Consider the following 20,277-nt stretch of genomic DNA (forward strand, 5'->3'; position numbering starts at 1 on the left):
GCTAGCCCTCGTCCACCAGCGACCCCAGCTCGCTGCGCTTAAGCGCCTCACGGTCGAAATGGGCCTTCAGGTGGGCGTCTTTGGGGAAGATGCGGTGCTTGCGAAGATAGGCCAGGAAGGCCAGGGCCTCCTTGAAGCCGGGCTCGATCTCCAGGCAGCCCTTCAGGCCTTCGTAGGCCTTTTCCGCATCGCCTTTCTCGTACCAGGCCCGGGCTATGTTCAAAAGCAGGTTTTCGTCGTCCGGGCAGAGGGTCTTGGCCCGGTTGTAGAACGCAATGGCCTCTTCGAAGAGGCCCTTCTTGCGCAGGGCGATGCCGAAGTCGTTGAAGAGATGCTTGTGCTCGGGCAGGAAGCTCTCGTCGAGCTGCACGAGCTTTTCAAAGGCGTAGCGCCCTTTCTCAAGCTGATTGAGGGCCAGGTAGGCGATGCCCATGCCGAAATTGCCCCGGATGTTCTCCTCGTCGATACGCAGCACCTGCTGGTATTCTATCTTGGCCTCCACGTTGAGGCCCTGCTGGCGGTAGTAGTCGCCCTTGAGCACCCGCTGGGTGAGCAAACGGTAGCCGAGATCCGGCTCCAGGGTGGACCCTTCCAGGAAAGTGTCCTTCTTCACCACATGCTGTTTCGGGGTCGGCAGGAAGTGTTCGTCCAAAAGCTGGACGGAGAGCATGCCGTCGCCGACCTCTTTGGCGAACCAGTAGCGTTTGGGAAACAGCGGGTCGGGCGCCTCGCCCGGAAGGGAAGGGGTCGAGAATATCCCCTTGAGCTTATGGGAGGCCTGGTCGTGCCCCCGGTCCAGTGTGTGCTTGCTAGTCAAGGGTTGATCAACACGACCACGCGGCGGTTGCGGGCCTGGTTTTCGGGCAAGCCGTGGCCCTGGGGGCTCTCGTTGGGAGCTACGGGCCTGGTTTCGGCAAATCCGGCCACCTGGACACGGTCCCTGGCCACGCCGTGGTCGATGAGATAGCGGGCCACGCGCGAGGCCCTGGCCGCCGAGAGTTCCCAGTTGGACGGATAGAGGAAGGACTGGATCGGAACGTTGTCGGTATGTCCCTCCACGATCACCTTGTAGGGAGTGCCGCGCAGGGAGGCGGCAATGGAATCGAGATAGGTAACGGAGGGCGAGCTCAATTCGGCGCTGGCCCGGTCGAAGAGCACGGCGCCCTTGAGGGTGATGGCGTATCCGCCCTCGCGTTTTTCGATCTGCACTCCGGCCGGGTCCTGGGCGAAGCGCATGCCCAGTTCCGCGCCCAGCTCGTCCATGGTCTTTTGCTGCTGCCTGGGCCCGGTCTCGGCCGGTGGCTGCGTGGCCTGGCCGGGAGGCGTCTGGTACACCTGGGGGGGCAGGGCCGGCTGCACCACTGGGTAGAGCTGCCCGGTGGCGGCGGCGTCCTCTTTCAGGGAGAATCCGAGGGGCTTGGGCTGGGTCTGGGCGGATTCGCGTTTGGCCTTTTCAACCTTGAGCGCCTCCTCCATGGACTGGGCGACCTTCTTGTAGCGCTCCTGGTCCAGCTGCGAAACGGACACCATGAGAACGAAGAAGCACAACAGAAGGGTGAGCAGGTCCGCCAGGGAAATGAACCACGTCCCCTCGTCCTCTTCCTTGAGCCGTCCCCTCAGTGTGGAAAGCTTGAGCATTTTCGCCTTGAGTCGCGTTTGGGTAAACGACCCCGTTATTCCAGACGCCCCTTCGCCGTTGCCGGATCAGGGGCGCGTGCCGATGGAGGCCCAGCGCCTGGGTGGCAGGTAGGCCTTGAGCTTGTCGTAGACGATTGCGGCCGGAGTCTTGTCCTTGATGAAAAGCACGCCGTCGCGGATCACGCACATGAGCAGCACCCGCTCTTCGATGCGTTTTTCCACCTTCACCGCGATAGGCAGAAATATCAGGTTGGAAAGCAGGATTCCGTACAGGGTGGTGGTCAAGGCCACGGCCATGTGCTGGCCCAGGCTGGCGATGCCTCCGCCTCCCATGGCCTGCATGAGGCCGATGAAACCGATGAGCGTGCCGATGAGCCCGTAGGCCGGGGAGAGCTTGGCCATGGTGCGGTAGATGCCGGCCGAGGAAATTTCCTGCTGGTAGGTCTGCTCGATGCGCGTTTCGAGGATCTCTTTCATCTCGTCGCGCGAGTAGCCGTCCACCAGCATCTGGAGGGCGTTCTGGAGAAATTCGTTCTCAATGCCGGGCAGCGTTCTTTCCAGGTGGACCTTGCCGCGAGACGAGGCGTCCCGTGCGATCTGCACGATGGATTCGATGTAGTTGCCTATGGGCAGTTCCTCGCGCTTCAAGGCGGTGAGGAAGATGTTGAACACCCGGGTGACTTCCTTCAGGGGGAAGCAGATGAAGGTGGAGGCCAGGGTGCCGCCGAGCACGATGGCCAGCCCGGGAAGGTTGATGAACACCCGGGCAGAGTCTGTGGCGAAGAACGTGGCCGTTCCAAGGACGATGATGCCGGCGACGAACCCTATGACGGTTGCTATGTTCACCCGTTAAGCCCCTTCATGGACTTTATGAGATCCAAAAGCTCGTCTTCCACGTCCGAGGCTTCGCCAGTGTCCAGCTCCTTCATGCCTTCCACCTCGCCCTTGACCACCGAGGCGATGTTCTTGGACAGGTTGTGGTAGATCTTCTTGCGGGCTTCGTCTCCGGCCATGGAGACCAGGACGGAGATCTTGTAAAAGCCGAGCTTGGTCAGGGCCTCTTCCAGGGTGGCGTTGTCCACGGCGATGATGTCGTCCACGGACTGGAGGTCTTCGATTTTCAGGCGGGGGCGTTTGGCCCGCTGGAAATAGTCCGGCCCTTTCTGCGCAGCGAAGGACATGGCCGTTGCCTTGTGGAAGAAGAAGACGTTCGGGGGGATGTCCCCGTAGGCGACCTTCTTCAAGATGGTGTCCGGCTGGGCTCCCACTTCGGCACAGAAATCGTCCAAATCGATGAACTCCATGTCCGTCGCGCAGGAGTCGTGGTGGTCCTTGGCCAGGTTCTTGGCCACCCGGGCGAAACGGTCCGTGTCCGGGATGGTCAGCAGGCGCTCCTTCACGTAGTCGCTGGACTTCTTCATGGTGCCCAGGAGAGGGTCCTTGCGGTAGTAGGTGCCCTTGATGTCCACGATGTCTATGATGTGCACCTTGGCCAGCCTGTCGAAGATGTCGTCGATCTCCACCTGGGAGATGAGCAGGATCTCCTTTATTGTCTTGGAAAGCTCGACCGTGGAAACCTGGGGGGCTTCATTCTTCGGGGTGGTCTTGGTGGCGGCGCGCCAGGCGAGCAGAATCACGCTGCAGACCGAGGCGAAGGTGTTGGCGCAGGGACGGTCCGGCATCCGGGCGTTCAACGCGCGGACGCGCTCCACCAGATAGGATGTGATGATCTGGATAGGGCGCGGGCTCTTGAGCAGCAGCGTGTGCAAAAGCGTCTGGTCGAGGACGATGACCTCCGTGTAGTCCAAAGCTTCAGCCGAAGCCGTACGCTTTTCCTCGGAGATGACGCCCATCTCGCCGAAAATCTGCCCCGGGCGGAGAATACCCAGATTGACCCGCTTGTTTCCCGTGATGCGGAAGAGTCCGACGGCCCCCTGCTTGATGATGTAGGCCTCGTTGCTGGACTGGCCTTCCTTGTAGATGACCTGCCCTTTGTGGAAGATCTTGGTTTTGTCTCCCACTTCCTGTGTCTTCATCACCGCTCTCCGATCCACTTAGCGCCCCCGTACGTCTTTGGACGATTTTTGCCGACAATACTGTATGTGCGGCGGGAGGCAGGGTGTGTCAATAGGGAAGGCCCCCAAAACGCGAGATATTTCGCTATTGAGCCAGTTATATATCCTACCCGGAAAGTACCGGAAAAACAAGAAGGGCAGGGTCTGGAGGCGAAACATTTACTAATCGCCGCCATATGGGTAGCTAGTTGTTCAGGAGCAATACATGTCCACGAACAGATGCTATGACGTGAAGGTCTTGGGCCTAAGGCCCCACGGCCCGGAAGGCCAGGAGTACGGGCTTTGGCTGCTGGAACTTGAGAATCCCGGCTTCGGCGAGGTCAGGCCCGGACAGTTCGCCATGCTGAGGCCTCCGGCCTGGGGGTTCGATCCGCTTTGGGCCAGGCCTTTTTCAATCTGCCGCGCACTTGAGAACAGGCTCGTGTTCCATTTTCAGGTCGCCGGGAGAGGCACAAAAGCATTGACTGGATTGGCTCCCGGCGACACCGTTACCATCTGGGGGCCTCTGGGAAACGGCTTTGCCGTCGAGCCCGGAGTCCCGACGCTCCTTCTGGCCGGAGGCATCGGCCTGGCTCCCTTCGTGGAGTATGCGGCCACCCATCCCACTCCCGCCCAGCTCTCCCTCCTTTTCGGGCACAGGCCGCCCTTGTCCTGCTACCCCTACGAGGACTTGGCCCGCGTGACCAACGCCGAATCCTTCCAGGACAGGACGGCCGAGGATATCCCGAAGTTCGTGGCCCTCTTGGAGAAGAGGATGGCCGCGCATGCGGGCAACCTGGCCCTGGCCTGCGGGCCGACGCCGTTTTTAAAGGCCGTTCAGGCCGCGGCCGCGAAGCACGGCGTCCGCTGCCAGGTGTCGCTGGAGAACCGCATGGCCTGCGGGGTCGGAGCCTGCCTTGGCTGCGTGGCCAAAGACCACTCCGGGCACAACGTGCAGACGTGTACCAAGGGGCCCGTGTTCTGGTCCCATGAAATCACCCTCTAGGAGCATCAGATGGACTGCCGCGTCACCCTTGCCGGACTGAATTTGAAAAATCCGGTCATGACCGCCTCGGGCACCTTCGGATACGGCCTGGAGTTCGCTCCGTACGGGGACTTGCGCACCCTTGGCGCCATGGTGGTCAAAGGCCTGTCCTTGAAACCCCGCGAAGGCAATCCCATGCCCAGGGTGGCCGAGACGCCTTCAGGCATGTTGAACGCCATAGGCCTTCAGAACTGCGGGGTGGAGCGCTTCCTCAAGGAGAAGCTGCCCCTGCTCCCGTGGCGCGACACCCCGGTGGTGGCCAATCTCTACGCCTGCGACCCGGACGAGTTCGCCGAACTGGCCGGGGTTCTGGCAGCCGAGGAAGGCATTGCCGCACTGGAAGTGAACATCTCCTGCCCCAACGTGAAGGCCGGCGGAGTTCTCTTCGGACAGGACCCCGTTCAGGCCGCCAGGGTGACCGAGGCCGTAAAGAAGCGGGCCGGCAATAAGCCCGTGATGGTGAAGCTCTCCCCCAACGTGGCGGATATCGCGGCCATGGCCAGGGCCGTGGAGGCCGCCGGCGCGGACATCCTCTCGCTCATAAACACCCTTACCGGCATGGCCGTGGACGTCCGCACCCGCCGGCCCAGGCTGGCCAACATAGTGGGCGGTCTTTCCGGCCCGGCCATCAAGCCTGTAGCCTTGCGCTGCGTGTGGCAGGTGTGCCGGGCGGTCGGCATACCCGTGGTGGGCATGGGGGGCATCTCCTCGGTCCAGGACGTGCTGGAATTCATCCTGGTCGGGGCGCATGCAGTGCAGGTCGGCACGGCCAACTTCATCCGGCCGGATTTCAGTTTCCGCCTGGCCGAAGAGTTGCCCCGGGCCGCGGGGGAGCTGGGCATTACGGCCTGGGACGACCTGCGGGGAAGGCTTGATGTGGCTTAGAATACTTTTCGGCCTTGCGGTTCTGGCCTGGCTGTTGCCTGGAACCGTTCACGCCACGGAACACAGGGTCCTGGTGGTGCACAGCTACCATCCGGAGTATTCCTGGGTAGCCCGGATGAATGCCGGTATCGCTGCCGTATTCGACGGTACGGCTATAAAAACTGAAACCGTCTACCTGGACGCCAAGCGAAGCCCCTCTCCTGCCCAGCTCACCAAGGCCGCCCGCAAAGCCTGGGAACGCGTCAAGGAGTTCAACCCCGATGTGGTGCTGGCCTGCGACGATGCGGCCCAATACCATTTCGTCGTACCCTATCTTCGCGGCAAGTCCGCCCCTCAGGTGATCTTCTGCGGCGTGAACGACGACCCGGTGAAATACGGCTACCCAGCCGCCAACGTGTCGGGCGTTCTGGAGCGTATGCACTTCCGCCAGAGTTTCGCCCTGCTCAAATCCATTTCCCCCTCGGTTCAAAAAGTGGCGTACATTTCAGATGAATCCGATACCGGCCGGGCCATAGCTTCGCAGATGATGAAGGACATGTACAAGGCACCGTATTGCGTGGAAGTGGGGCCGGTGGAGCTGGTCCGCACTTTCGCGCAGTGGAAGCGGGCGGTTCTCGAAAACAAGGATTTTGTCGACGCGTTCGCGCTGCCTGTCTATCAGGTTTTGTTAAACGAAGAGACCGGCAAGGTGGCCACCCCGGGCGAAGTGATGGACTGGACGCTCGAGGCGTGCGGCAAGCCCACGGTGGGATTCGCGAACTTCGCGGAAGAGGACGGGATCATGTGCGGTGTCCTGGAATCAGGCTATGAACAGGGATTTGAAGGCGCGAAAATGGTTCGCGTGGTCCTGGACCAGGGGGGCCCCGCGGGGAAACTGCCGGTTTTGTCAACAATGCAGGGGTTCGTGATGGTCAATTTGAAAAGTGCGGAACGATTGGGAGTTCTCGTTCCATACGAGATCATCGAATCTGCATCGAGCGTGGTGCATTGATGCGTCCGTTCAGGACGCTTCTTGCCGCGGCTTTTGTTCTTGGCGCGCTCGTCCTGGAGGCATTCGTGGCTGACGGGGCCTACTCGGCCGGTTCCGAGGAGTACCGCCGCGTTCTCGTGGTGCACAGCTACAATCCTGAGTATGTCTGGACGCAGAACATCAATGCCGGGATATTGGAAGCTCTTAAAGAGCAAAAAGTTGTTTTCGATTACGCATATATGGACGCCAAACGCCATCCGGACACGCCGTGGCTCACGCAAGCAGGGCAGAAGGCCCTGGAACGCTTGCGGGATTTTGGTCCGGACGTGGTGATCGCGGCCGACGATGTCGCCCAGACGTATTTTGTAGTGCCCTACCTGAAGGGCAAAACGAGCCCCCAGGTAATATTCTGCGGTGTGAACGCACCCCCCGCCGCCTATGGTTACCTGCGCGCAATGTCTCCGGAGTCCGGGAACGGTTCCACTTCCGCGAGGGGTTCCAACTGCTCAAAAGGCTCGATGCCAAGGCGAAGAGCACAGCGTTTTTGGTGGATGCCTCGGATTCCGGCAGATTCCTTGTGGATGATATAAAAAACGACATTGACCGCAACGGCCCGTATGATCTCGACATGGTTGCCGTGGAATCCATTGCGACATTTCAGCAGTGGCAGAAGTCCGTGCTGAGGCTTCAAGGCCAGGCTGACACCCTCGCCCTGGGGCTTTACCATTCACTGCGCGACGAAACGACCGGCAAAATCGTTTCCTCCGAGGAAGTCATGGCCTGGACCAACTCCGTGAACACGAAACCCACACTGGGTTTTGCGGATTTTTCCTTGGACCACGGAATCCTCTGTGGTGTATTGGAATCAGGTGAGGAGCAGGGCTTCTTGGCCGGAAGCATGGTTCGGCATGTGCTGCTCACAGGTGTTTCAGCAGGGAGTTTGCCTGTTCGCACAAACGACAAGGGAGTCATCCTTGTGAACCTGAAGGCGGCGGAGAGGTTCCATATGGAAATCCCTTACGAGATGATTGAAGCGGCGGGTTCGGTCATTCTTCATTGAAGTGTTCTGTTATTGTGGTTGGAGCGCAATGACGTGTCATGGCCCGGCTGTTCTTCCGGACGGTTAGGGAAAATGGTCCCTCGGAATTGTGCGGTGTGTCCGGGGAGTGCCCCAGTCCATAGGAGACCCTATGCGAAGCGGCATTGGCTCGGCGCACTTTTTGTCCTCCGTCTTCGTGTGCGTTCTCTTCTCTCTCCTGTTTTCTGATCCCGCGGTGGTTTACGGCGACTCCGCCGAGCCGAAGCGGGTCCTCATCGTCCAAAGCTACAATCCGGAATACGTCTGGTGCCAGAATATCAATCAGGGTATTCGCGACGGCTTGCAGGGGCTAAACATCGCATATGAAACGTATTACCTAGACGCAAAACGAGTTCCCGACCCCAAGAAGCTGACCGAAAAAGGCGATGAGATCGGCCGCAAGATCGAACGCTTCGCCCCGGACGTGGTCATTGCAGCTGACGATGCAGCCCAAGAGTATGTCGTTGTTCCTTTCCTGAAGAACAAGCAACGGCCGCAAGTGGTTTTTTGCGGTGTAAACGCGCCTCCAGCCAAATACGGTTTTCCAACATCGAACGTGTCCGGAATTCGGGAGAGGTGGCATTATAGGGAAGCGTTCGCTCTTCTCAAAAAACTCATGCCGGAAGTGAAGAGCGTTGCGTTTTTTGTGGACGCATCCGAATCAGGCGGCTACGTAGTGAATGACCTGAAGGAGGATCTGGCTGCGAACGGCCCGTATTCCCTTGAAGTTGTCGCTGCCGATACAGTGAGAACCTTCCAGCAGTGGCAGCAGATGGTTCTCAAGTATCAGACCGCTGCTGATTCGCTGGCCATGGGGCTCTATCAGACCCTCATAGACGAGAGGACCGGGAAGGTGGCATCGCCGGACGAGGTGATGGCCTGGGTTGACTCGGTCAATAAGCTGCCCACCATAGGCTTCTCGGACATAGCCATTGAACATGGCCTTATGTGCGGGGTGTTGGAGGCAGGCCACGAGCAGGGATATCTGGCGGGCGCCATGGCGCGCGAAGTCCTCGGCAATGGGCTGAAGGCCGGTGAACTGCCCATGAGGATAAACGACAAGGGAGTTATCCTGGTGAATCTGAAGATGGCTGAGCGCCTGCACGTGAATATACCGTACGAGATCATCGAAGCGGCCGGAGCCGTTATCAAATAGACCAAATGGTACAGTGATGGATTCCACTCTGAACAAGCCCTACCTCGTGCCGATCCTTTTCGTGGTCATGCTCGGGGTCGGACTGACCACCACCATCTCCTACTTCTATACGAAGCGCTCCGTGGAGGAGCTGTCCCTGGCTCAGATGAGCCAGGCGTTGATGCTCTTGAACAAGGAGGTCACGGACAAGATCAGGGGAATCGAATCCGACGCCATCCTCTGGAGCCAGGAGGAGGTTTTCAGGCTGGCGCTTTCCGAGGGGTATCTGGGGCGTTCGGCCAGGGTTGCCGCGGAGAAGCGTCTGGCGGAGCGGGCATTGTACAATGAATACGACAGGGTGTTTCTTGCCCTGCCGGATGGCGAAGTGGTGGCTGCCTCGGCTACCGGCATGGTGGGCGCCATCAATGTGGCGGACCGGGAGTATTTCAAGCGTACCATGCACGGGAATCTGGCCATGGAGACCCTTTCCGCCGGAAAGTATTCCGGCCAGCCCGTGCTGGTGGTGTCCGCGCCGATTCTGAGCCAAAGCACGGTACTGGGTGTCATGGTGCTGGTGATGGACATCCCGAGGGTGTCCAGGGAGCTTCTGGATGGAGTCCGGGTCGGTCAAACCGGTGGGGCGTTTCTCCTGGACATGAATGATTCCGTTCTGGCCACGCCCTCCTGGAAGAGCGAAGGGCAATTCAGCCCGGCTCCCAGCGAAGCAAAATCGCTAAGGGCCTCTTTGTCTGGACAGGCGGTTCACTATTTCGGAGGGCAGACCGAGCGCATGGCCTTGTCCGTCAATAATGCCAAGGCGGGTTGGCTTCTGGTGCTGGAAGCGGATTCGGCCGAACTGCTCCGCCCGGCGGCAAAGCTGGCCGCGCTCAACGGGGCGATCTCCCTGGCCGTTCTCGGCCTGGTGGGCGTGGCGCTCTGGGTGCTTCGAAACGCGATCTCCAACTTGCGCGATTCCGAAGCCCGCTACCGCATTCTGACGGAGACCATCCCGGTGGGCATAGCCACCTTCGACAGGCGCGGTAACCCGGAGTACATAAACCAGCGCGCCCTGGACCTGCTTGGCCTAGACACCGACGATCCCGGAACCGGCCAGCCCTGGACCGGGCGTTTCGAAACGCGGGAAGGCCACCCCCTGCCCTTTGAAGACCTGCCCATGGCCAAGGCCCTTGCCGGCATCAAACCCGTTCAGCCGAGAACCGCCTGGTACCGCAGGCCGCAAGGAGGACGCTCGATTCTCTTCTTGGGAGCGGCTCCGTTGCGATCTGAAGGCGGAACGGGGTCAAAGGCGGTGGCGGTGATCGAGGATATCACCGAGCGCACGCGCATCCAGGAGATGATGGTACAGACCGAGAAAATGCTTTCCGTGGGCGGCCTGGCGGCCGGCATGGCCCATGAGATCAACAATCCCCTGGCGTCCATTCTTCAGGCGGTGCAGGTCTTAAACCGCAGGATGGACCCGGCCCTTCCGGCAAACGCGGCCGCGGCCAAATCCGTGGGCATCGATCTTGACGCCATGCGCGCCTATATGCGCGAGCGCGAACTGGACGGCTTTCTTGAAGGAATCCGGGATGCTGGGCAGCGGGCCGCGAAGATAGTCAAGAACATGCTCGGGTTCGCCAGGAAGTCGGGCGGAGACTACCTGGAATGCGATATTGCCGAGCTTCTCGACAGGACGGTCGAGCTTGCCGCGGGCGATTACGACCTGAAGAAGCATTTCGACTTCAAAAAAATCGAGATAGTCCGCGATTACGAGCCTGATCTTGGGATGGTCGAGTGCCAGTCCATGGAAATAGAGCAGGTCTTTTTCAACATCATTAAAAACGCGGCCCAGGCGCTCAAGGAGACGTCCCAGGAACACTCTCTGCCTCGGATAACCCTGCGGACACGGGCCGAAGGCAACCTGGCGGTGGTTGAAATCGAGGACAACGGTCCGGGCATGACCGAAGACGTCCGCAAGCGGGTTTTCGAGCCGTTCTTCACCACGAAAAGCATCGGCGTGGGCACTGGGCTTGGGCTTTCCGTGGCCTATTTCATCGTTTCCGAGAACCACAAGGGCAGCATTGTCCTGGATTCGTCCCCGGGCAAGGGCGCCCGTTTCAGGATCAAGCTGCCGTTCAAACATCTCACCTGATGGCCGTTGCCCGGCAAAAGGCAAGCCTTGTTCGAAAATCCGATTAAACGGCAAGCCTCGGATCGCGTTCGATGGCCCGCATCAGTTTCCGCATGGCGGTCGGGAAGGCCAGGCCGGCGAGCGCCTCGAAGGGGAGCCACCGGCTGGAAGTGGCCGCTGTAAGCACCGGCTCAGGCGGTTTCGTTCCGTCCGGGAACCCGGCGAGATAGGCGTGCATGGTCACCCGGTAGCGGGTGTAGGAATGTTTAATTACCGCCAACTTTCCGAGCGATCGGACCGTGAAACCGGTCTCCTCGGCAACCTCGCGCAGGGCGGTCCGCTCCGGTTCTTCTCCCGGCTCCATCTGCCCGCCAGGGAACTCCCACAACCCTGCCCACACCCCGCCCGGATTTCTCTTCTGCACGAAGAAGAGCCCCTGATGCATGATCACGGCGGTTCCCATGCCGATGTGTATGGCCGGCTTGGATTGCGGCAGGGACGGGCGCTCCTCCACTGTGCCGCTTGCAAGCGCCCCGCAGATTCCGCTCAGGGGACAGGCCGCGCAATCTGGGTTGCGGGGAGTGCATACCAGTGCGCCAAGTTCCATCAGGGCCTGGTTGAAGTCCCTGGCTTGCCCCGAAGGGATGAGCTTGGCTGCGAGGTTAGCGAAGAGTTTTTTCCCCGCCGGGTCCCGTGGCGAATCGGCCAGATCGAAGCATCGGGACAACACCCTTTCCACATTGGCGTCCACGGCAGGCACGTCCCGGTTGTGCGCGATGGAGAGCACCGCTCCGGCGGTGTAGGCGCCAACTCCTGGCAAGGCGTTCAATGCCGCCGGATCGGACGGTATGAGGCCGCCATGTTGCGCCACCACCACCCGCGCCGCCTTGAGCAGATTCCTTCCCCTGCTGTAGTAGCCAAGCCCTTCCCAGAGGCTTAAGACCTCGTCCTCGCTGGCCCGGGCCAATGTCTGCACGTCCGGAAAGCGGGCCAGAAACCGGTTAAAGTAGCTGACTGCCCGGTCCATCTGGGTCTGCTGGAGCATGATCTCGGAAAGCCAGACCTGGTAGGGATCGTAGCTTTCGCGCCAGGGAAGGGGGCGTTTGGCCTTGGCGAACCAGGCCAAAAGCAGGGAGGAAAAATCGGAGGATTCAGGCATTTGAATTTCTTTCCAAAATCAAGGCGAATGGGCTATAGCATAAGCACTTTCAGCCGTCGATCAAGGAACCTCCATGCGATATTTCGCTTCGTTGCTCCTGTTGTTTTTTTTAAGCGCGCAGGCTTCAGCACAGGACCGGCCCTGGGTTCCCCAGGATTTAAAACCGTGGGAAGGCTGGGTGCTTTACGGACAGGAACACTCCCTGTGCCCGCCCCTGGCTGGCGACCCGGCCCAAAGACAGTGCCTGTTTCCAACCCGGCTGAGTTTCATTGCGGACGGCTCGGGCGGCACATTCACCACAACGTGGAGGGTGTTCGCCGCTCAGAACGTTCCCTTGCCCGTGGCTCCGGGGCTTTGGCCAGCCACAGTGAAGCTGAACGGCCACCCGGCCGCTGTGATCGACCAGGGCGGAACGCCCACGGTCAGGCTTGAACCCGGCGAACACCAGATCACAGGCCAGCTTCCTTGGAAGCGCAGGCCCAAGGCTGTGCGCATCGCCCCGCAGACCGGAGTGCTGGAGCTTTTGGTCGACGGCGTGCCCGTCACTGCGCCGAAACTTGGTCCGGACGGCAATCTGGACATCTCAGGGCAATCCGCAAGCAAGGCGCCCGAGGACTCCGTTTCGGTGAAGGTTTTCAGGCTTCTGCGCGACGGCGTCCCCATGACCGTGACCACCCTGGCCAGGCTGGAGGTTTCGGGCAGGGCCAGGACCATCGTCCTGGACGGCCTGCTTCCCGAGGGCACGCTGCCCATGGCCGTCAACTCCCCTGTCCAGGTGGGCTTTGGCCCCGCCGGGCAGGTGATGGCCCAGGCCGGGGCAGGGCGCTACGATCTGGAGATAACCAGCCGCTTTGCGCAGCCGGGCCTTGCTTTCGGCCCAGCGATTACGCCCTTCGGACGCGAGGTGTGGGCCTTCGCGGCCGACCCGGCCTTGCGTGAGCTGCAGCTGCGCGGGCTATCCTCCATCGATCCCCAAACCACGGATTTGCCCGACGCCTGGAAGAAATATCCGGCCTATCTTGCTGATACCGGAGCCACGCTGGCCATGGAGGTCATCCGCCGGGGCGAGTCCGGGCCTCGCGGGGATGACCTGCACATCAAAAGGACGTTCTGGCTGGATTTCGACGGCTCCGGGGCAACCGCCCAGGACCATGTGACAGGCACCATGCGCAGCGGCTGGTCGCTTACCATGCTACCTCCTGGAGAACTAGGTCGCGCCGCTCTGCCAGGCAAGGAGCTGCCTCTGGTGCTTCTTGGAAAGGAAAAACTCTCCGGCGTGGAGCTTCGCGAGGCATCGGTGAACCTCACCGCCGAATCGCGCTACCGGGACGTGTTCTCCCCGCTCCCGGCACTGGGCTGGAGCAAGGACGCCTCGTCCTTGTCGGCTGAAATCAACCTGCCGCCCGGGTGGCGCCTTCTGCACGCGGCCGGGCCCGATACGGTGAGCCATTCCTGGGTGAGCGGTTGGAATTTGATGAACATATTCCTCACACTGTTCATGGCCCTGGTGGCCTGGAAACTCTGCGGACTTCGCGCGGGGCTCGTTCTGACCGGCTATCTCGTTTTGGCCCAGCACGAGCCCATGGCTCCGATCACGCCCTGGCTTGCCCTGCTGGCCGTGCTCGGGCTGGCCAAGGCTCTGGACCGCCCGGACGGCGGGGAAGGGTGGAAGCGGGCCGCGTCCGGCGTGCGCGTGCTCCACGGGGTGGTGTTTTTGGGGCTGGTGGCCATGTCCATCCCCTTCGCCTTGGGCCAGGTACGCTCGGGAGTGTACCCGCAGCTTGAACAGCTGGGACCTGGACTCATCGACCAGATCTCCAGTCCCGGAGTTGCTGCACGCAAGACGCTGGCCCCGGCTGGCGAAGGTGTGGCGCCCCAGGCCGTTCCCGCCCCCATGGCCGCCCGCGAGGCCAAGAAGGATGCCAGGCAGGCCCTGAATGAACCTTCCGCCCAGACCACACTTGAGCAGGACCCCAACAGCGTCATCCAGACCGGGCCAGGGGTACCCACCTGGAGATGGCGCACCGTTTCGCTTCGCTGGAACGGACCGGTGGAGGTGTCCCAGACCATGCACCTCTATCTTGTGCCTCCGCTGGTCGCGTCGGCCGTCTGCTTTGCCCGGGTGCTCCTTCTTTTGGCCTCCCTGTGGCTTCTGGCTAATGTCAAACGGCTTAGGGGCGTGGGGCGCGGGACACTGGCCGCTGTTGCAGCGTTCCTGGTGTTCTTCCCGGCGGCACAATCCTTTGCCGGGCAGGTTCCTCCCAAGGAGATTCTGGACGAGCTGCGCACCCGGCTGACCAAACCGTCCGATTGCTTCCCGAACTGCGCGGGCGTCTCGAGCATGGCCGTTTTCCTGGACGCGCAGACCCTGCGCCTGACCATGGAGACCGGCGCTGCCACCCGGCTGGTGCTGCCGCTTCCCGCAGTGAGCGACGGCTGGCGGCCCCAGTCGGTCGTTGTGGACGGCAAGCCCGCCCCGCTTTTCGCCAAGGACGGCGGCCTGTGGGTGCTTTTGGAGGTAGGTGCGCACAGGGTGGTGATGTCCGGCGCGGCCCCTGCTGGCGTGTCGTTTAGTATTTCATCCGCTTTTGCTCCCCGCATGGGTGCCGTGGACGCCCCGGGCTGGAGCGTGCTTGGCCTTGGCCCGGACGGAGCCGTCGAGGGCGGGCTCAAGTTCTCGCGTTTGGACGATGCCGGGAAGGCGGGAAAGCCAGGCATTACCGCTGTGGTCCAGCCGTTTCTTGAGGTGTCGCGCGTTTTGGAGCTTGGCCTCACCTGGGAAAGCGTAACCACGGTCCGCAGACTCACCCAGACCGGAGAGCCGGTGGTGGCGGAAGTGCCGTTGCTTCAGGGCGAAAACGTCGTCGGCCAGGAGGTTCGCGTGGTGGACGGCAAGGCCGTTGCCTCCCTGGCCGCCGGGCAGCGCCAGGTGAGCTGGCGCTCCAGGCTGGACACGGTACCTCTTCTAGAGCTTACCGCCTCGCAGGGGACTCTCTGGACCGAAACCTGGCGCGTTACCTCGTCTCCGGTGTGGGACATCACCTTGTCGGGCATACCGGTGTCCGCGAGCCTGGATGAAAAAGGGCGCTGGTCGCCCATGTGGCGGCCCTGGCCCGGGGAAAAGGCGGCCATAGCCGTCACCCGTCCGGGACCGGCCCCTGGCGAAAGCCTGACCATCGATTCGGCCCGCCTGCAATATACTCCCGGGGCGCGCCTGGATTCGGCCGTGCTTACCCTGTCGCTGCGTTCGGCCCTGGGCGGCCGCCATGTCCTGCGCCTGCCGGAGCATTCGGAGGTGACCGGGGTGAGCGTTGCGGGCAGGGCGGTGCCCTGGTCCGGGGACAAGCCTCACGAGATTGGGCTGGCCCTTGCCCCGGGCAAGCAGGATATCCATGTGGCCTGGAGGCAGCCCAGGCAGTCGCTCGATACCGTGGCTACTCCCGCCGTGTTCCTTGGCCAACAGGCCGTGAACGCCACGGTGACCGTGGACATGCCCAAGGACCGCTGGATCCTCCTGGCCAAGGGAAACACGCCCATGGCCCCGGCCGTGCTCATCTGGAGCGCGGTTGCCGCCGCTGCCCTCATCGCCTTCGTTCTCGGCTTCGTGCCCTGGGCTCCGCTGAACCGTTGGCAATGGTTTCTCCTGGGGCTTGGGCTCACCCAGGTGGATTTAAGCGTTGCCCTGGCAGCCGTTCTGTGGCTTCTGGCCCTGGGGGCCCGCCGGAGATACGCTGCAAATGCGGACTGGTTCTGGTTCAACGCCATTCAGATCGGCCTGGTGCTTTTGACCATCTCCGGGCTGTCGAGCCTCTTTGAGGCCATCCGCACCGGCCTGCTCGGCCTGCCCTCCATGTACATCACCGGCAACGGTTCCTCGGCCTACAAATTGATCTGGTATTTCGACCGGATTGGCGACACCCTGCCGGTCTCCGAGGTGTTTTCGAAATCGTTGTGGTGGTACCGGGGCGCCATGCTGGCCTGGTCCTTGTGGATGGCGATTTCGCTTATCAAGTGGCTGCGCTGGGGCTGGGAGTCGTTCACCACTGGCGGGGCCTGGCGCAAGCGGGTGAAGAAGGCCAAGAGCGAAGGCCAGGCCACGACAGAGAAAGCACAGCTGCGGGAAGGGCTGCAGCCGGACGGGAAACCTGGGGAAGGGAAGCCTTAGTGTCGCGGTGTTGAGAAACAGGTATTTGTTCGTAACAAGTTAATGTTGTTTGATTTTTCGTGTCCTGCGGTTGCCTTGAGGAAGGATTGCGCGGACGCGGCACTGGGATTGTAGCGCCTGAAGAATGTGAAAGGCCGCCCATCCGGGCGGCCTTTGTCATTTGGTTTTCGCCTGGTTGGCCACGGCCTCTATCTGCCTGGCGATCTCGTCCGGGTCGCCCAGGTAATAATGCTTGATGGGTTTGAGTCCGGCATCCAGCTCGTAGACCAGCGGGATGCCGGTGGGGATGTTCAATTGGGCGATGGCCTCGTCGCTTATGTTGTCCAGGTATTTCACCATGGCCCGAAGAGAATTTCCGTGGGCCGCCACCAGCACCCGCTTTCCGGATTTCACCGCGGGAGCCAACACGTCGTGCCAGTAGGGCATCACCCTGGCCACGGTGTCCTGCAGGCACTCCACGCTAGGGAGTTCAGCGGGAGTGAGCCCGGCGTAGCGCGGGTCGAAACGCGGATGGCGCGGGTCGTCCGCTTCCAGCGCGGGCGGGCGCGTGTCGTAGCTTCTGCGCCAGATGAACACCTGCTCGTCGCCGTACTTCTGGGCCGTCTCCTGCTTGTTGAGCCCTTGCAGGGCGCCGTAGTGGCGTTCGTTCAGCCGCCAGGACTTGGTCACGGGCAGCCACATGAGGTCCATGGCCTCCAGCACGATGTCCAGGGTCTTCACGGCCCGCTTGAGCAGGGAGGTAAAGCACAGGTCGAAGCCGTACCCAGCATCCATGAGGGCCTTGGCTCCGGCTAGGGCTTCCTTTTCGCCCAGCGGGGAAAGGGGAACGTCGGTCCAGCCGGTGAAGCGGTTTTCCAGGTTCCACTGGCTCTGGCCGTGGCGCACGAGCACGAGCTTGTACATGGAGTCTCTCCGTTGTTGGCTTTCCAGGCCACTACGAGCCTGATTCAGGTGAGATTCTAGCACGGCCGGCGCGCAAAAGAAAAGGCCCGGAAAACGTCTCGCGTTCTCCGGGCCGGAGGGATTTATGCATTTGCCGACTTTGGACGGCAGGTGCCTGTAACTACTTCTTTTCGCAGGGCACGGGCGAGTGGTCCACGTTCTCCAGCATGCGGATGGCGCAGAAGGAGCCGCACATGGCGCATTCCTTCTCCTTGTGGAAGTCCTTGCGGCGCTTGCGCAGGGTGTGCGGGTCCAGGGCGTTGTCGGCCATGGCCTCCCAGTCCAGGGCCGCGCGAGCCTTGGAGATGTTCAGGTCGCGCTCCACCGCCCAGGGCCGCCCCAGGGCCGTTTCAGCGCTCTGGGCCGCGATGAGGCTTGCTTTCACTCCGTCCCACACGTCCTCGGGGCCGGGCAGGGTGACGTGTTCGGCCGGGGTGAGGTAGCACAGGAAGTCCGCGCCGAAGTAGGCTGCCTGGGCCCCGCCGATGGCCCCGGCGATGTGGTCGTATCCGGCGGCCGCGTCCGTGGTCAGGGGGCCGAGAACGTAGAGGGGGGCGTTGTTGGTGAGGCGCTTGATGCCCTGGATCTGGCTCTGCACCAGGTGCAGGGGCACATGGCCAGGGCCTTCGATCATGATCTGAACGCCGTAGGCGATGGCGCGCTTGGCCAGATCGCCCAGCACCGAGACCTCCTCCCACTGGGCGGCGTCGCCGGCATCGGCCCCGGCGCCTGGGCGCAGGCCGTCGCCAAGGCTAATGGTCACGTTGTGCTTGAGGCAGATCTTGAGCAGGTCGTCGTAGCCTTCGAGCAGGGGGTTCTCGGCGTTTCTGCGCTTCATCCAGCGGGCGAGAAGCGAACCGCCTCGGGAGACTATGCCCAGGATGCGCCGTCCGTCCGAGGCCAGGGAGGCCCCGCGCGCGGTGACGCCGCAGTGCAGGGTCATGAAATCCACGCCCTGTTCGGCTTCCTTCTCGATCTCCTCGAAGAGCTCCCCCACCGAGAAGTCGCTGGGGTCCTGTCCCTTGGCCACGTAGGGCTGGGCCACGGAGTAGAGGGGCACCGTGCCAAGCGGCAGGGGGGAAGCCTCCAGGATGCGGACCCGGACTTCGTCCAGATCGCCCGCAGTGGAGAGGTCCATCACCGTGTGCGCTCCGGCCTTTTCGGCCAGGCGGAGTTTTTTCAGCTCCATCTCCACGTTGTTGATCATGGGGGACGTGCCGATGTTGGCGTTCACCTTCACACGGCCGGGTTGACCAATGAGAGTCGGCGACACATTCTTATGGGCGGGGTTGGCCAAGAGGGCCATGCGGCCCTCGTCCAACCCGGCACGGATGGCGTCCACGCTTACGTGTTCGAAGGAAGAAATGGCCTTGCCGTGGCTTAAAAGATATTTGGCAACGATGCTGTTTTTCCCGGTAAGAGACATAGAAGACCTCGGTGGGGTTGGCTTGGGCAACGGGGCGGGACCCCGTGTCTGTTTGACTAAGGCGGCGAGCCGCTTTCAGGAGTAGGGATATACTCGTTTCTTGTTGTGCTGGGGTACTTAAGATCCTTGTCGACTGCGAGGGTTCCTAGCACGGCTCGTGGCCGCGGAAAAGGGCGGGTTTTTGCTTGCCACCCGGTAGAGGTGGGTGTATAGAGCCCCTCTTCGATTTGATCAATAGGAGCTTTTCATGAAGAGCGATATCCATCCCAAGACGTTTAAGGCGAAAATCGTCTGCCACTGCGGGTACCAGAGCGAGGCCGAGTCCACCAAGGGTGAGAACGTGAACGTTGAAATCTGTTCCAACTGCCACCCCTTCTTCACCGGCAAGCAGCGTTTTGTGGACACCGCCGGTCGCATCGACCGCTTCCGCAAGAAGTACGCGAAGTTCGAAGACAAGAAAGACTAGTTCGCGTCTTTGTTGGGAGGGTCGTCACGATCCTTCCTACGGTGCCTCCCGGTGCAAGCATTTCCGGGATGTGTGCGACAGGCTGGCCTAAGTGGCAATTGAAAAAACGCCCGTGTTTTTTCATCCCGTAAGAATAATGGTTCCAAGCTGGCGTCGTCCCTGAGGTTTTAAGCCTACCGGGACGTGATGCAAGGCCCATAAGCGTGAAGCGGCGCCCCGGGCGCCGCTTTCTTTCTTTTAAGTATGCCCAACAACGAAGCGCCAGGCGCGAACGAAACCGTCGGCGGGCAGGCTGTCATGGAGGGGGTTATGATCCGCTCCAAGGACTGCCTGGCCATCGCCGTACGAAAGCCTAACGGCGAGATCTTTGTGGAGACTCGCCCCTGGTTTACGTTGACGCGCGCCACATGGCTCAAGAAGCCCTTCGTGCGCGGATTTCCCGTGCTCCTGGAGACGCTGGTCAACGGGATAAAGGCGCTCAATTTTTCCGCCCAGCAGTCCCTGGACGAGGAGGAGGGCGAGCTCTCCCCCTGGGCCATGGCCCTGACCATGGTCACCGCCATCGGCTTCGCCCTGCTTTTATTCGTTGTTGCCCCGCACGTTTTCTCTTTGGGCATGAACTGGATAGGCCTTTCCGGCGATGCCGAGGAGCTTTCCTTCCATATGTGGGACGGGCTTTTCAAACTGCTGATGTTCGTGGGCTACATCGGGGCCATTTCCTTCATTCCCGATATCAGGCGGGTGTTCCAGTACCACGGGGCCGAGCACAAGGTCATCTGGGCCCACGAGAACAACATCAACCTCTCTCCAGAGGCGGTGCGCGATTTTTCGCGCCTGCACCCCCGCTGCGGCACCACCTTCCTTCTCTTCGTGCTGGGCGTGTCCATCGTGCTCTACACGTTTTTGGTGCCGCTTCTCTTGCAGGCCTGGGCTCCGCAGAACGCCGTGCTCAAGCAGGTGTACATCGTCACGGTCAAGTTTTTGCTCATGGTGCCCATAAGCGCCATCTCCTACGAGATCATCAAATTTTCCGGGAAGTTCCATAAGAACATCCTGTGCAAGGCCCTGTCCTGCCCGGGCATGGCCATGCAGATGCTCACTACGCACGAACCCGACGACGCCCAGATCGAGGTGGCCATTGCCGCCTTGAAAGGCGCTCTCGGCCAGAAATAACCGGAAACAC

General features: G+C 61.5%; 15 protein-coding genes and 1 pseudogene. 9 read left to right on the forward strand and 7 right to left on the reverse strand.

The features are described from left to right. Nucleotide 1: 1 nt before the first annotated feature. The 4 genes from HY795_14490 to HY795_14505 all read right to left on the reverse strand — a co-directional run bounded on the left by HY795_14490 (nt 2) and on the right by HY795_14505 (nt 3,674). Nucleotides 2-817, reverse strand: coding sequence for a hypothetical protein (locus tag HY795_14490; protein MBI4806438.1), 816 nt, complete (start codon nt 815-817; stop codon nt 2-4). After that, nucleotides 814-1,638 carry an OmpA family protein gene (locus HY795_14495; protein ID MBI4806439.1) on the reverse strand — a complete coding sequence of 275 codons (825 nt, stop codon included), beginning with the start codon at nt 1,636-1,638 and terminating at the stop codon, nt 814-816. Before HY795_14495 ends, HY795_14490 begins: the two co-directional genes overlap by 4 nt. 66 nt (nt 1,639-1,704) lie before the next feature. Continuing rightward, nucleotides 1,705-2,484, reverse strand: coding sequence for a MotA/TolQ/ExbB proton channel family protein (locus HY795_14500; protein ID MBI4806440.1), 780 nt, complete (start codon nt 2,482-2,484; stop codon nt 1,705-1,707). Continuing rightward, complete coding sequence (locus tag HY795_14505) at nt 2,481-3,674, reverse strand: cyclic nucleotide-binding domain-containing protein (protein MBI4806441.1); 1,194 nt, start codon at nt 3,672-3,674, stop codon at nt 2,481-2,483. The genes HY795_14500 and HY795_14505 overlap by 4 nt, the downstream gene beginning before the upstream one ends. A 244-nt stretch (nt 3,675-3,918) precedes the next feature. On the opposite strand from HY795_14505, the gene HY795_14510 reads away from it, so the two are divergent. The 6 genes and pseudogenes from HY795_14510 (at nt 3,919) to HY795_14535 (ending at nt 10,957) form a co-directional block, all read left to right on the forward strand. Then, on the forward strand, nt 3,919-4,698 hold the full coding sequence (locus tag HY795_14510) for a dihydroorotate dehydrogenase electron transfer subunit (protein MBI4806442.1): 780 nt from the start codon (nt 3,919-3,921) through the stop codon (nt 4,696-4,698). Nucleotides 4,699-4,707: 9 nt separating this feature from the next. Beyond that, nucleotides 4,708-5,622 carry a dihydroorotate dehydrogenase gene (locus HY795_14515; protein ID MBI4806443.1) on the forward strand — a complete coding sequence of 305 codons (915 nt, stop codon included), beginning with the start codon at nt 4,708-4,710 and terminating at the stop codon, nt 5,620-5,622. Further along, nucleotides 5,612-6,613, forward strand: a complete 1,002-nt coding sequence (locus tag HY795_14520; GenBank protein MBI4806444.1) for a hypothetical protein — start codon at nt 5,612-5,614, stop codon at nt 6,611-6,613. The genes HY795_14515 and HY795_14520 overlap by 11 nt, the downstream gene beginning before the upstream one ends. After that, nucleotides 6,613-7,652 (forward strand): annotated as a pseudogene (locus HY795_14525) (hypothetical protein). Before HY795_14520 ends, HY795_14525 begins: the two are co-directional and overlap by 1 nt. Before the next feature lie 130 nt (nt 7,653-7,782). Beyond that, the gene (locus HY795_14530) at nt 7,783-8,826 is read left to right on the forward strand and encodes a hypothetical protein (protein ID MBI4806445.1); all 1,044 of its coding nucleotides are present in this window, start codon (nt 7,783-7,785) and stop codon (nt 8,824-8,826) included. Between the two features lie 16 nt (nt 8,827-8,842). Beyond that, nucleotides 8,843-10,957, forward strand: a complete 2,115-nt coding sequence (locus HY795_14535; GenBank protein MBI4806446.1) for a PAS domain S-box protein — start codon at nt 8,843-8,845, stop codon at nt 10,955-10,957. Between the two features lie 43 nt (nt 10,958-11,000). Here the strand turns inward: HY795_14535 and mutY are convergent, their stop codons facing one another. Continuing rightward, nucleotides 11,001-12,095: an A/G-specific adenine glycosylase gene (gene mutY, locus HY795_14540; protein MBI4806447.1), complete on the reverse strand. Its 1,095-nt coding sequence runs from the start codon at nt 12,093-12,095 to the stop codon at nt 11,001-11,003. A 73-nt stretch (nt 12,096-12,168) separates the two neighbouring features. On the opposite strand from mutY, the gene HY795_14545 reads away from it, so the two are divergent. After that, complete coding sequence (locus HY795_14545; protein MBI4806448.1) at nt 12,169-16,260, forward strand: hypothetical protein; 4,092 nt, start codon at nt 12,169-12,171, stop codon at nt 16,258-16,260. A 156-nt stretch (nt 16,261-16,416) separates the two neighbouring features. Here the strand turns inward: HY795_14545 and gpmA are convergent, their stop codons facing one another. Continuing rightward, nucleotides 16,417-17,163, reverse strand: coding sequence for a 2,3-diphosphoglycerate-dependent phosphoglycerate mutase (gpmA, locus tag HY795_14550; protein MBI4806449.1), 747 nt, complete (start codon nt 17,161-17,163; stop codon nt 16,417-16,419). Nucleotides 17,164-17,323: 160 nt separating this feature from the next. Next, the gene (gene thiC, locus HY795_14555; protein MBI4806450.1) at nt 17,324-18,628 is read right to left on the reverse strand and encodes a phosphomethylpyrimidine synthase ThiC; all 1,305 of its coding nucleotides are present in this window, start codon (nt 18,626-18,628) and stop codon (nt 17,324-17,326) included. Nucleotides 18,629-18,875: 247 nt separating this feature from the next. On the opposite strand from thiC, the gene rpmE reads away from it, so the two are divergent. Further along, a complete protein-coding gene (gene rpmE, locus HY795_14560; GenBank protein ID MBI4806451.1) occupies nt 18,876-19,094 on the forward strand; it encodes a 50S ribosomal protein L31 in 219 nt (72 codons plus the stop codon). A 309-nt stretch (nt 19,095-19,403) separates the two neighbouring features. Continuing rightward, entirely contained in the window at nt 19,404-20,267 is an 864-nt protein-coding gene (locus tag HY795_14565) for a DUF1385 domain-containing protein (GenBank protein ID MBI4806452.1), read from the forward strand. The last annotated feature ends 10 nt before the right edge of the window (nt 20,268-20,277 follow it).

It is taken from the genome of Desulfovibrio sp., assembly GCA_016208105.1.
Lineage (GTDB): Bacteria > Desulfobacterota > Desulfovibrionia > Desulfovibrionales > Desulfovibrionaceae > Fundidesulfovibrio.